The sequence below is a fragment of the Rhodocaloribacter sp. genome (genome assembly GCF_056451265.1).
Genome location: NZ_JBWOPL010000035.1, coordinates 109,113 through 121,654, shown reverse-complemented (window position 1 = coordinate 121,654; position 12,542 = coordinate 109,113). Strand labels below are relative to the sequence as shown.

Below are 12,542 nucleotides of genomic sequence, written 5' to 3'. Positions count from 1 at the left end.
TCATGCCGTCGCGTGCTCGGGCGGCTGCGGGGCGGGGCGGAGGCCGGCCGTCTTCCGGGGCAGCCATTGCCCGCGTCCGGGCGCGCCGACGACGCGGTAGTCCTCTACGATGACCTCGCCGCGTGAAAGCGTCGTGCGGGAGAAACCGGCCAGCTCCCACCCCTCGTACGGCGACCAGTCGGCATTGGTCTCCATCGTGGCGGGATCGACGGTGAGGCGGCGCGTCGGGTGGATGATGGCGAGGTCGGCGTCCGCGCCCACCTGCACGGCGCCCTTCCTCGGGGCGAGGCCCATGATCCGGGCGGGGTTGGTCGAGAGCTTCATGGCCAGCTCTTCGAGCGTGAGCCGACCCTCGAGGACACCGTGGGTGTAGACGAGCGGCAGAAGGGTCTCCAGCCCCGGCAACCCCATCGGGATCTTTGTCCAGTCGCCTTCCCACATGGCTTTTTGTTCACGCGTGAACGTGCACGTGTCCGTGGAGACGACGGAGACCTCGCCGTCGCGGAGGCCGCGCCAGAGACGCGCGACGTCCTTCGGCTTTTTTATCTGAGGGCAACAGGCGTAGAGGTGGCCGTCTTCACCCTCGAAGACGGAATCGTCGAGGACGAGGTATTGCACGCAGGTCTCGGCAAGGACGGGCACGCCCCGCGCCTGCGCCGCCTTCACGATCTCCGCGCCTTCGGCCGTGGACATGTGGACGATGTACAGTTGCCCGCCGGTGACTTCGCTCCACGTGACGGCGCGCTGGATGGCTTCCGCCTCGATGAAATTCGGGCGCGTCATCGGGTGGAGCCGCGCGCCGTACCGGGCCATCTGCTCCGGCGTGTGGTGGCGCGCGATGAGTTCGTCGAGCACCCGCGAGGACTCGGCATGGACCAGGAGCATCGCGCCGTACTCGCGCATCTTCTCGAGCGTGCCGAACATCGCGCGGTCGTCGGACTGCCAGCCCTCGGACTCGTAGATCATGAACTCCTTGAACGTCGAGAAGCCGCGATCGACCATGTCTTTGATCTGATCCTTGTGCTCGTCCCACCGGGTGATGCACACGTGGAACGTGTAGTCGATCAGGGCTTTGCCTTCGGCTTTCGCGTGCCAGTTGTCGACGGCTTCGCTGAGCGATTCGCCCGCGTACGGGATGGCAAAGTCGATGAGCGTCGTGACGCCGCCGCGCGCGCCGGCCCGCGTGCCCGTGAGGTAGTCGTCGGCCGAGACGGTGCCGCAGAAGGGGAGGGCCAGGTGCACGTGGACGTCGAGCACACCCGGGAGGACGTAGTGCCCACGGGCGTCGATGACCTGAGCGCCCTCCGCGTCGAGATCCGCGCCGATGGCGGCGATCTTTTCACCCCGGATGCCGACGTCGGCCTCGACCGTCCCGGCAGGCGTGACGACGGAGCCTCCTTTGATGATGGTGTCGAAAGTCATGAGGGTTCACCGTGGATGGATGAAAGGAAGTCTGGGGGCAATCTTAGGGCATCTCCCGGCTTCGATCTCGTGATGTGAGGCGAAAGGGCTTATGCCGGGCCGCCGACGCGTGCGAAGGCGCGGTCGAGCACGTCGAGGGCGAAGTCGACGTCGGCGTGGGTGATGCACATGGGCGGTTTGATCCGGAGCACGTTGCCGTAGAGCCCGCCTTTGCCCACGAGCACGCCCATCTCTTTTGCCGCTTCGAGGACCTCGGCGGTCTCCGTGTTCGCGGGCTCTTTCGTGGCCCGGTCGCGGACGAGTTCGACGCCGAGCATGAGCCCCATCCCGCGCACGTCGCCGACGATCGGATGCCGCGCCATGAGCGCTTCGAGTCCCTCCTTGAGCGCTCCGCCGACGACGCGGGCGTTCTCCTGAAGCCCTTCCTCGTCGATCACGTCGAGCACGGCGAGGGCGGCAGCCATGCTCACCGGGTTGCCGCCGTACGTGTTGAAATGGAGGCGCTTCGTGAACGCCTCGGCGATCTCGCGCCGCGTGGTGACGGCAGCCAGCGGGACCCCGTTGCCGATCCCCTTGGCCATGACGACCATGTCCGGAACGACGTCGAAGTTCTGAAAGCCCCAGTAATGGGCGCCCGTCCGTCCGAAGCCGGTCTGCACCTCGTCGGAGATGCACAGCCCGCCATGCTCGCGCACGATGGCGTATGCCTCGCGGAGATAGTTCGGCGCTCCGTGCGTGACGCCGCCCACGCCCTGAATCGGCTCGGCGATGTACGCGGCGATCTCGCCCGGCGTCGAGAAGCGGATGAGGTCGCGGAGATCCTCGGCGCTCTTGTGCGCGATCTCCTCGGGCGTGCCGTCGAAGGGGTTGCGGTACGGGTCGGGGCACAGCGCGTGATGGATGCGGTAGCCCTGCGGGATGTCGTTCTTCCACGTGTGGTGTGAGGTCAGCCCCATCGACGTGCTCGACATTCCGTGGTAACTGTTCCGAACCGCGATCACGTCCGTGTGTCCGGTAAAGACCCGCGCCATGTTGATCGCCAGCTCGTTCGCCTCGCTGCCGCTGTTCACGAAATACGTCACGTCGAGTCCCGGCGGCATCTTCTCGGCGATGCGGCGGGCGAGCTTCGGCAGGTTCGGGTGGAGATAGATCGTCGTCGCGTGCTGGAGGGTCGAGACCTGCTCCCGCACCCGCTCGATCACCTTCGGATGGCAATGTCCGCACGAGACCGTGACGATCCCGGCGATCATGTCCAGGTAGCGCCGGCCCGTCTCGTCGAAGAGATACTGCATGTGTCCTTCGACGAGCATGAGCGGTTCTTTGTAGATCGTGAAGACCGAGGGGTGCACGTATTGACGGCGCATCGCCAGCGTCTCCTCGCGCGAGGGGCCCGTGTACGGGCGCGGCGTATGGTCGCACGGTGGCATGGGGCGGAGCGAAGTGAGGGTCGGGTCGGGCATGAGGGTAATCGCGGAAGGTTCGTGAAAGAAAAGGGGCGTTCGGGCGGTCGGCTAGGGCCGTGGGGACGGCGTTTCGGCCGTCGCCACGGGTTCAGGGACGGGGGTGGGCTCGGCCACGGGGAAGGCAACCATCAGCCCGAGGTACACGATCCCGGCAAGCGAGAGGCTGACGAACCAGGCGTACGTGTACAACACCGAGAAGAACGCCGGCGCTTCGATGACGCCGTTCGAAGCCTGGACGAGGAAGCCGGGCACGTTCGGGAGGATGCCCGCGACCACGGCCACGAGCGCCCGCCAGTTGAACCCGCTTCCGCCGTACGCATAGGGGCCGTCCGGGTCGTACAACGCCTCGGTGTCGAGCCGCATCCGGCGGAAGACGAAGTAGTCGGCGAGCATGATGCCGGCGACGGAGCCGAGCAGTGCGCTATAGCCGATGAGCCAGGTGAAGATGTAGTTCGACAGGTCGGTGTAGAGTTTCCACGGGAAGATGAGGATGCCGAGCACGCCGGTGATGAGTCCGCCGCGCTTGAAGTTGATGACGCGCGGCCAGAGGTTCGAGAAGTCGTTCGCGGGAGAGACGACGTTGGCGGCGATGTTCGTCGAGAGGGTGGCGATGGTGAGGACGAAGAGGGAGAAGCCGACGACGAAGGGGCTTTCGAAGCGCCCGAGCAGGACCACCGGGTCCCAGATGGCCTCGCCGAAGATGACGACGGTTGCGCTCGTGACGGCGATGCCGATGAAGGCATAGAGCGCCATCGTCGTGGGCAGGCCGATCACCTGCCCGAGCACCTGATCGCGCTGGGAATAGGCGTACCGGGTGAAGTCGGGGATGTTGAGCGAGAGGGTGGCCCAGAAGCCGACCATGGCGGTGAGGTTGGGCCAGAAGACGGCCCAGAAATTGAAGTCGCCGGAGAGGCTCCCGCGCACCTGTGCGATGGTATCTTCGGAGAGAACGACGCCGAAGCCGCCCGCCTCCGAGACGCCCCACCACAGGAGCCCGAGGCCGATGAGGATGAGGAACGGCGCGGCCAGCGTCTCGAGCCATTTGATCGTGTCGATGCCGGCGAGGATGACGGCGATGTTGACGCCCCAGAAGAGAAGGAAGCAGCCGAGCTGTCCCCACGAGAGGCCGATGACGGGCAGGAGGTCGGCCGGACCTGCGGGCTCGAAGCCGAAGATGACGGAGTGCAGGGTGTAGATGGCTGCGCCGCCTATCCACGTCTGTATACCGAACCAACCGCAGGCCACGAGCGCGCGCATGAGCGCGGGGACGTTTGCGCCGAGCGTGCCGAAAGAGGAGCGAAGGAGCACCGGGAACGGGATGCCGTACTTCGTGCCCGCGTGTGCATTGAGGATCATCGGGATGAGGACGATCAGGTTGCCGAGCGTGATCGTGACGAGCGCCTGCCCCCACGACATGCCCTGCGAGATCAACCCCGCCGCGAGCGTGTACGTCGGAATGCACACCGACATGCCCACCCACAACGCCGCAATGTTCCACTTGCCCCACGACCGCGCCGACCACGGCACGGGCGCGAGGTCTTCGTTGTACAGCGGAGATTGGCTGAGGTCGCGTTTCGGCATGGGCGGCGTCGGGTCTCGTAGATAGGATCGGAGGCTGGTGCGCGACTCACGGTCGGACCGTGCTCACGTACGTTTCGGGGCGGCGGTCGCGGTAAAACTGCCACACGTTGCGCACCTCGCGGATCAGGTCCAGGTCGAGGTCGGCCGTCACCACGGCGTCTTCCGTGCGCGGACCCTCGGCGATGACCTGCCCGCGCGGGTTGGCGAAGTACGACGTGCCGTAAAACTCCCCGATATTCCACGGCGCCTCCGAACCGGGCCGGTTGATCGCCCCGACGTAATACATATTGGCGCACGCGGCGGCGGGCTGTTCGAGCTTCCACAGGTACTCGCTGAGCCCCGCCACCGTCGCCGAGGGGTTGAAAACGATCTCCGCACCATTGAGGCCGAGCTCGCGCCAGCCCTCGGGGAAATGGCGGTCGTAGCAGATGTACACCCCTACCTTGCCGACCTTTGTGTCGAAGACGGGATAGCCGAGGTTACCGGGGCGGAAGTAAAATTTCTCCCAGAAGCCGGGATTGCAGTGTGGAATATGGATTTTGCGGAATTTGCCGAGATACGTGCCATCCGCGTCGATGACGGCCGCCGTGTTGTAGTAGATGCCGGTGAGGTCTTCCTCATACATGGGCACGACGAGGACCATGCCGTGCTGCTTTGCCAGGTCCTGCATGAGCTTCGTCGTCGGCCCGTCCGGGATGCGTTCGGTCAGGGCGTACCACTTCTCCTTCTGCTCGGCAGGGAAGTACGGGCCATAGAACAGCTCCTGGAGGCACGTCACCTGCGCGCCTTTCCGGGCCGCTTCCTCGATCAAGGCGACGTGCTTGTCGATCATCGCGGCTTTGATGTTCTCGAGCGGCGCCGTGGCGTCTTCGGCGAGCGAGGCCTGAATGAGCGCGGCGCGGACGGTGCGAGCTTCCATGAGCGAGCGTAGGAATGGTGGATGGAGATTCGATGAAGGGGAAACGACCAATTTATCGAATCTCGGGGGAAATGCAAGTCCGATTTTCGTTCCCCCTTCTCGCTGCCCCACCCGGTGTCGCATGAGCGGCCGAAACCTGGGGATTTTTTACCGGTTAGCCGGAGGGGTGAGGGGCGCACGATCCACGGAGTTGTTGCATGGGTGAACGGACGATCATAGACGCGGTGACGGACGGTGTGCGTGCAGGCGCCGGTCGCGGGCAGTCGTGGGGGCGGCGCGTGTTCACCTCGAAAGCGGTCTATGCCGTGCTGGGACTCTCGGCGCTCGCGTTCGTGTTGCTCCGCTGGGGCGACGCCGTCGGCGGGCCGCTCGGTTTGTGGGAGCGGTTCGGCTGGTGGGCGGCCGTGGTCTCGGTGCCGCTCCATGCCCTCGTGGCCGTCACGCCGTTTCCCTCGGACGTCGTGGCGATGTCGAACGGGGCGATCTATGGGTTCTGGCTCGGCTCGGCGCTGAGCTGGCTCGGCTGGTTCCTCGCCTCGTTTGTGCAGTACGCCATCGGTCGCCGAGCCGGCCGCGACTTCGACCTTGAAGCATGGCTGGCGCGCTCGCCGGACCGACTGAAACGCTTGCCGGTCGATCACCCGCTCTTCCTCATCTTCGCGCGGTTTGTGCCGTACGTCGGCGGGCACCTGGCCACGCTCGTGCCGGGAGCGGTGGGCGTTCCGCTCACGCGCTATGCCTGGTGTTCGGCCGTGGCGCTCGTGCCGCAGTCCCTCGTGATGGCGGGTGTGGGCGCCGGGCTCCTACTGCTCTGACGCCTGCCCCGAAAAGCGCGAGTTGCTTTTGTTCTCGCCATGAGGGATCATTCCATGTCGGCATTTCCGGATCACCCTTCTCGAAGCCATGCGACGCCCCGTCCCCCTTACCCTTATCCTGCTCTTCGTTCCGCTCCTCATGCTCTCGGCGTGCGCAGACGAAAAGCCGACACCGCCCCCGGATGCAAGGATGGTCGACGAGGCGCCTCCGGTTGATGCGGAGACGCTCGCATGGCGGGCGTCGCGTGACACCTCGGACATTGTGTGGACCATCGAAGGGCTGTCCGGTCCCGAATCCGTGCGGTACGATCCGGATCAGGACGTCTTCTTCATCTCGAACTTCAACGGCGCCGGGGATGCTCGCGACGGCAACGGGTTCATCTCCCGGGTTGCGCCCGACGGGCAGATCCTCGCGCTTCGCTTCATGACCGGGACCGAACGCTATCCCCTCCACGCACCGCGCGGCATGTTCTTGCTCGGAGACACCCTCTTCGTCGCAGACGCCGACGGGGTGCACGGTTTCCATCGCCTCACCGGAAAGCACCTCGTCTTCATCGACTTCACTGAGTTCGAACCGGGCTTCCTGAACGACCTCGCCGCCGGGCCGGACGGCTCGCTCTACGTCACCGATACGGGCGCGTCCAGGATTTATCGCATCCGGAACCGACGGGTGAGGGTCGTGGAGGAAGACATGCTCCTGGGGCCGCCGAACGGCATCGCGTGGGATCCGGCGCACGAACGGATGCTCCTCGCGCCGTGGGGCGGCGGGCAGACGCTCCGGGCCTGGCGTCCCGAGGACCGATCGATCGCAATCTATGCCATGTCCCCCGGCGGCTATTTCGACGGCGTCGAACTGGTCGGGGGGCGCATCCTCGTCTCGAGTCAGGCGGATTCGAGTCTCTACGTCATCGAGAACGGGCACGGGCGCGTCTTCGTCAAAACCGCCGGACGTCCCGCCGATATCGGCGTCGACACGAAGCGCATGCGCGTGGCCGTGCCGTACGTGGCGCTCGACCGTGTGGACGTGTGGCAACTTCCCGAAGTCGGCGGCGCGCGGAATTAGCGCTTCGGCTTGTTCCGAAGACGCGGCGTCTGTATTCTTGGGTCGTCACCGAACCGTGGCGGGAGGGCGCCGGGTTGGATCCGTGTACGTTTCACTTCGCTTCTCAGGATTATGAAAGCCGCCTGCTTGCTCGCCGCCTTCCTCCTTTGCTCCTCTACGTTCACCCGGGCGCAAGAGGCGCCGCCGCCTCCACGACTCGAAGCGCTCAAGGCCGAGGTCCGTTCTTCGGTGGCCGCGCAAAGCCGGCAGACGGCGCAGATGGTGGACATGATGTTCAGCTTCGCCGAACTGGGGTTTCAGGAATACGAGACGTCCCGGTATCTCACCGGCATCCTCAGAGAGAACGGGTTCACGGTGGAAGAAGGCGTCTCGGGGATGCCCACGGCGTGGGTTGCGCGGTGGGGCTCGGGGCGGCCCGTCATCGCGCTCGGGAGCGACCTCGACTGTATCCCGAAGGCCTCGCAGAAGCCCGGTGTGGCCTATCACGATCCCATCGTTCCGGGCGCGCCGGGACATGGCGAAGGTCACAATTCCGGGCAGGCGGTCAATGTGACGGCGGCGCTCGCCGTCAAGGAGATCATGGAACGGGAGGGGCTCTCCGGAACGCTCATGCTGTGGCCCGGCGTGGCCGAAGAACAACTGGGCAGCAAAGCCTACTTCGTCCGTGACGGCGTCTTCGAGGATGTGGATCTGGTCATCTTTACCCACGTCAGCAGCAACCTGAGCGTCTCGTGGGGGCAGGCGAACGGCAGCGGTCTGGTCTCCGTGGAGTATGCGTTCGAAGGGGAGGCGGCCCATGGCGCGGGCGCGCCGTGGCGCGGGCGAAGCGCCCTCGACGCGGTCGAACTGATGGACGTGGGGTGGAACTTCCGGCGGGAGCACCTCCGCCCCGACCAGCGCTCGCACTACGTGATCAACGACGGGGGCGATCAGCCGAACGTGGTCCCGTCGCGGGCTTCCGTGTGGTATTATTTCCGAGAACTCGACTACGACCACATCCGGCGGATGTACGAGATCGGCACGCGCATCGCCGAGGGCGCGGCGCTCATGACCGACACCGAGATGTCCCACCGGATCCTCGGCTCGGCCTGGCCCCGGCACTTCAACAAGGTGATCGCCGAAACGATGTACGAGAATATCCGCTCGGTGGGGCTCCCGGAATGGAGTGAGGCCGATCAGACGCTCGCGCGGGCGGTGCAGCGGCAGGTCGGCGCCGAGGAGAAGGGGCTCGCGACGGAGACGGCCGACCTCGGCACACCGCCCGAACGCCCCCGCAGCGGCGGCTCCGACGACATCGGAGACGTGTCCTGGACCGTCCCGACGGTGACGATGCGCTTCCCCTCGAACATCCCCGGACTGCCGGGGCATCACTGGGCGAATGCGGTGGCCATGGCGACTCCCATCGCGCACAAGGGCGCCACCGCAGGCGCGCAGGCCGTCGCCATGACGGCGCTCGATTTCATCATGCGCCCGGAGCTCGTGGAGGCGGCGTGGCAGTACTTCAACGAGGTGCAATCAAAGGACACGAAGTATACGCCGTTCATCTCGGCGGAAGATGCTCCCGCCACGCATCTCAACCGGGAGATCATGGAAACGTACCGCCCGCTCCTCAAACCCTTTTATTTCGACCCCGCCCGGTACGATTCGTACCTCGAACAACTCGGCATCACGTATCCGACGCTTCCGCCCGAGGAAGCTGCCCCGGACGGCGACCGATAATCTCGCCAAGCGGGGAGATCCGTCGCGTCCGGGCGAGTCCTTGCGCCGGATGCGAGGACGGACGCTTTCGCGCCTCATCGCCTCGCCCGCGGCCTTTCTTCACCGGTTCTTTCACGGATCCATGCGCCCTGCTTTCACGCGTCTTTCCCCCTAACCAACCTGTCTCATGCAACCGCTCCGTTCGCTCCTCATTGCCTCGTTCATCCTCACCTTCGGCCTCTTTGCTTCCGGCATTCGGAATCCCGTCTTTGCACAGGAGACCCCTGCGGATTCCACCGAAACAGCCGCAAAAGACAAGGATCTCCCACTCGTTCCGGAGCGAAAGCTTGAATACACGGCCACCGAGGGCTCGTGGCTTTCGCTCGACGTCAGCCCCGACGGGAAGACCATCGTTTTCGACTTCCTCGGCGATCTGTATACGATGCCCGTCACCGGCGGCGAGGCGGTCCCGCTCACCGAGGGGATGGCCTTCGACAGTCAGCCCCGCTTCAGCCCGGACGGGACGCGCGTGCTCTTCATCTCCGACCGGAGCGGAAGCGACAACCTCTGGCTCATCGACGTGGCCACGAAGGAGGCGAAAGCTTTCACGAAAGGAAAGGCGAACCGGTACGAGTCGCCGACATGGACGCCGGACGGGAAGTACGTCATCGCCGCGCGGGGGGAGGGCCGCTTCGGCGTGGTGAAACTGTGGATGGCCCACATCGACGGGGGCTCCGGCGCACAACTCATCAAGGAGCCGAAGAACCTCCGGACGACCGGTCCGGCCGTCAGCCCCGACGGGCGGTATGTGTGGCACGCCCGGCGCACCGGCACGTGGCAGTACAACGCCATCTTCCCCCAGTATCAGCTGGCCATCTATGATCGTGAGACCGGAAAGACGTACACGCGCTCGTCCCGGTACGGCTCGGCGTTCCGTCCGACGCTCTCGCCCGACGGGAAATGGCTCGTCTATGGCACGCGGTACGAGGATCAGACGGGGTTGCGGCTTCGGGACCTCGCCACGGGAGAGGAGCGATGGCTCGCCTACCCCGTTCAGCGCGACGATCAGGAGTCCGTCGCTTCGCGCGACGTGTTGCCCGGCATGGCCTTCACACCCGACGCGCAGGCGGTCGTGGCCTCGTACGGGGGCAAGATCTGGCGCATCCCCCTCGACGGGAGCGCGGCCGTCGAGATCCCGTTCACCATCGAGGTGAAGCGCGACCTCGGGCCGAAGCTCGCCTTCGAGTATCCCATCGAGGACACACCCGCGTTCACGGTCCGGCAGATCCGCGATGCCGTCCCCTCGCCCGACGGGACAAAGCTGGCCTTCACGGCCCTCGACCGGCTGTACGTGATGGATTACCCGGACGGGACGCCTCGTCGAGTGACGACGATGGAATGGACCGAGGCCGAGCCGACGTGGTCGCCCGACGGCGCATGGATCGCGTGGGTGACGTGGTCGGGGACGGAAGGGCACGTCTATAAGACCCGCTCCGACGGGAGGGGGGCTCCGGTCCGCCTGACCGACACGGGGGCGATTTATCAGCAGCCCGCGTGGTCGCCCGACGGCAGGCGCATCGTCGCCGTGCGGGGGCCCGCGCGCGTGTATCAGGCCTCCACCGGGCCGTTGGCCTCCGGGGCTTCGAGCGATCTGGTGTGGGTCGGCGCCGAAGGCGGGTCGGTCACGTTCATCGCGCCGACCGAAGGCCGGAGCCTGCCCCACTTCACGAAAGACCCGGAGCGCATCTATCTCTTCCACGGGCAAAAAGGCCTCGTCTCCATCCGATGGGACGGCACGGACGAGAAAGAGCACGTCAAGGTCGTGGGCAACAAACGGCCCGGCGCCGAGCAACCCAACCGCGCTTCGGCCATCCTCATGGCCCCCGTCGGGGATCAGGCCCTCGCGATGGTGAACAACGACCTTTACCTCGTGACCGTCCCCTACGTGGGCGGCGAGACGCCGACGATCTCCGTGGCAAACCCGGAGAACGCCGCCTTCCCCGCGAAAAAGCTCACCGACATCGGCGGGCAGTTCCCGGTGTGGCGCGCGGATGGGCGGCAGGCGCACTGGTCCATCGGAAACGCGCACTTCGTATACGACCTCGACGAGGCGAAGGCCTTTGCCGACAGCCTCGAAGCGGCGAAGAAAGCCGAAGCGGAAGCGGAAACCGAAGGTCCGGAGGACGAGGGCACAAAAGAGGAAAAAGAGGAGGCGGAAGACAAAGAGAAAGAAAAGTACCACCCGGACGAGCGACGCATCCGCATCGAGGCGGCGCGGGACATCCCCGAAGGCGTGATGGCGCTCCGGGGCGCGCGCGTGATCACGATGAACGGCGATGAGGTGATTGAGAACGGCGACGTGCTCGTGCGAAACAACCGCATCGTCGCCGTCGGGGCGCGCGGCGCGGTGGAGATCCCGGCCGACGCTCACGTGATGGATGTGACGGGGAAGACGATCACGCCCGGCTTCGTGGACACCCATGCGCACATGTGGCCCGCCTGGGGCATCCACAAGCCGCAGGTCTGGATGTACCTCGCTAACCTCGCCTATGGCGTCACCACCACGCGGGACCCGCAGACTTCGAGCACCGACGTGCTTACGTACGGCGACCTCGTCGAGGCCGGGCGCATGGTCGGCCCGCGCATCTATTCTACCGGCCCCGGTGTCTTCGGCGACTACGTTGAGGATCCCATTCGAGACCTTGACCATGCCCGAGACATTCTCAAACGGTACAGCGATTATTACGACACGAAAACCATCAAAATGTATATGGCGGGCAACCGCCGGCAGCGGCAATGGATCATCATGGCGGCCAGAGAACAGGGACTCATGCCTACCACCGAAGGCGGCCTTGATCTGAAGTACAACCTCACGATGATGATCGACGGCTACCCCGGTCAGGAGCATTCTTTCCCGATCTATCCGCTCTATGAAGACGTGATCCGGCTCACGGCGGAGACCGGCATCACGTATACGCCGACGCTCATCGTGTCCTACGGCGGGCCTTTCGGTGAGAACTACTTCTTCACCCGGGAGAACCCTCACGACGACGCCAGGCTACGCCGCTTCACCCCCCACGAGGAGATCGACCGGAAGACGCGGCGGCGCGGTCAGGGCGTGGACCCGGGGCCGGGCGGGTGGTTTCGCCCGGAGGAGTTCGTTTTTCCCGAACACGCCTCCGTGCTCAAGAAGATCATCGAGCGCGGTGGGCGCGCGGGCGTGGGCAGCCACGGGCAACTGCAGGGGCTCGGGTATCACTGGGAGATGTGGATGATCGCCTCGGGCGGGCTTTCGCCGCATGACGTGCTCCGCATCGCGACGATCCATGGGGCGGAAGGGCTCGGCCTGGCCTCGGACCTCGGCTCGCTCGAACCGGGCAAGCTCGCCGACCTGGTGATCCTCGACGCCAACCCGCTCGAGGACATTCGGAATACGAACACGGTTCGGTACGTCATGAAGAACGGACGGCTCTATGACGGCGAGACCCTCGACGAACGCTGGCCGGAGACGCGCCCCTCGGTGCTGCCGCATCAGGACGACCCGCCGCCGGGTCTGAACGCCGGTATCCGGGAATGAGGCG

General features: G+C 65.6%; 8 protein-coding genes. 4 read left to right on the top strand and 4 right to left on the bottom strand.

Features of this window, described 5'->3' with window-relative positions; all coding sequences use genetic code 11:
* The 4 genes from hydA to AC1HIY_RS05365 all read right to left on the bottom strand — a co-directional run bounded on the left by hydA (position 1) and on the right by AC1HIY_RS05365 (position 5,385).
* Positions 1-1,422 (bottom strand): dihydropyrimidinase, encoded by a 1,422-nt coding sequence (hydA, locus tag AC1HIY_RS05380; protein ID WP_479575688.1) that lies wholly within the window; start codon positions 1,420-1,422, stop codon positions 1-3.
* A gap of 89 nt (positions 1,423-1,511) precedes the next feature.
* Positions 1,512-2,882 (bottom strand): aspartate aminotransferase family protein, encoded by a 1,371-nt coding sequence (locus AC1HIY_RS05375; protein ID WP_479575687.1) that lies wholly within the window; start codon positions 2,880-2,882, stop codon positions 1,512-1,514.
* A gap of 51 nt (positions 2,883-2,933) precedes the next feature.
* A complete protein-coding gene (locus AC1HIY_RS05370; protein WP_479575686.1) occupies positions 2,934-4,466 on the bottom strand; it encodes an NCS1 family nucleobase:cation symporter-1 in 1,533 nt (510 codons plus the stop codon).
* Positions 4,467-4,512: 46 nt separating this feature from the next.
* Positions 4,513-5,385 carry a nitrilase-related carbon-nitrogen hydrolase gene (locus tag AC1HIY_RS05365; RefSeq protein ID WP_479575685.1) on the bottom strand — a complete coding sequence of 291 codons (873 nt, stop codon included), beginning with the start codon at positions 5,383-5,385 and terminating at the stop codon, positions 4,513-4,515.
* 197 nt (positions 5,386-5,582) lie between these two features.
* Between AC1HIY_RS05365 and AC1HIY_RS05360 the strand changes: the two genes are divergently transcribed.
* From AC1HIY_RS05360 to AC1HIY_RS05345, 4 genes are all read left to right on the top strand, one after another.
* Entirely contained in the window at positions 5,583-6,200 is a 618-nt protein-coding gene (locus AC1HIY_RS05360; protein ID WP_479575684.1) for a TVP38/TMEM64 family protein, read from the top strand.
* 88 nt (positions 6,201-6,288) lie between these two features.
* Positions 6,289-7,263: an SMP-30/gluconolactonase/LRE family protein gene (locus AC1HIY_RS05355; protein WP_479575683.1), complete on the top strand. Its 975-nt coding sequence runs from the start codon at positions 6,289-6,291 to the stop codon at positions 7,261-7,263.
* Between the two features lie 111 nt (positions 7,264-7,374).
* A complete protein-coding gene (locus AC1HIY_RS05350; protein WP_479575682.1) occupies positions 7,375-8,982 on the top strand; it encodes an amidohydrolase in 1,608 nt (535 codons plus the stop codon).
* Between the two features lie 166 nt (positions 8,983-9,148).
* Complete coding sequence (locus AC1HIY_RS05345; RefSeq protein ID WP_479575681.1) at positions 9,149-12,538, top strand: amidohydrolase family protein; 3,390 nt, start codon at positions 9,149-9,151, stop codon at positions 12,536-12,538.
* Positions 12,539-12,542: the final 4 nt, after the last annotated feature.

What these genes read in the sequence shown, in the direction of transcription:
- AC1HIY_RS05375 (WP_479575687.1), bottom strand. Translation starts at nt 2,882, where the DNA reads ATGCCCGACCCGACCCTCACTTCGCTCCGCCCCATGCCACCGTGCGAC.
- AC1HIY_RS05345 (WP_479575681.1), top strand. Translation starts at nt 9,149, where the DNA reads ATGCAACCGCTCCGTTCGCTCCTCATTGCCTCGTTCATCCTCACCTTC.
- AC1HIY_RS05365 (WP_479575685.1), bottom strand. Translation starts at nt 5,385, where the DNA reads ATGGAAGCTCGCACCGTCCGCGCCGCGCTCATTCAGGCCTCGCTCGCC.
- hydA (WP_479575688.1), bottom strand. Translation starts at nt 1,422, where the DNA reads ATGACTTTCGACACCATCATCAAAGGAGGCTCCGTCGTCACGCCTGCC.
- AC1HIY_RS05355 (WP_479575683.1), top strand. Translation starts at nt 6,289, where the DNA reads ATGCGACGCCCCGTCCCCCTTACCCTTATCCTGCTCTTCGTTCCGCTC.
- AC1HIY_RS05360 (WP_479575684.1), top strand. Translation starts at nt 5,583, where the DNA reads ATGGGTGAACGGACGATCATAGACGCGGTGACGGACGGTGTGCGTGCA.
- AC1HIY_RS05350 (WP_479575682.1), top strand. Translation starts at nt 7,375, where the DNA reads ATGAAAGCCGCCTGCTTGCTCGCCGCCTTCCTCCTTTGCTCCTCTACG.
- AC1HIY_RS05370 (WP_479575686.1), bottom strand. Translation starts at nt 4,466, where the DNA reads ATGCCGAAACGCGACCTCAGCCAATCTCCGCTGTACAACGAAGACCTC.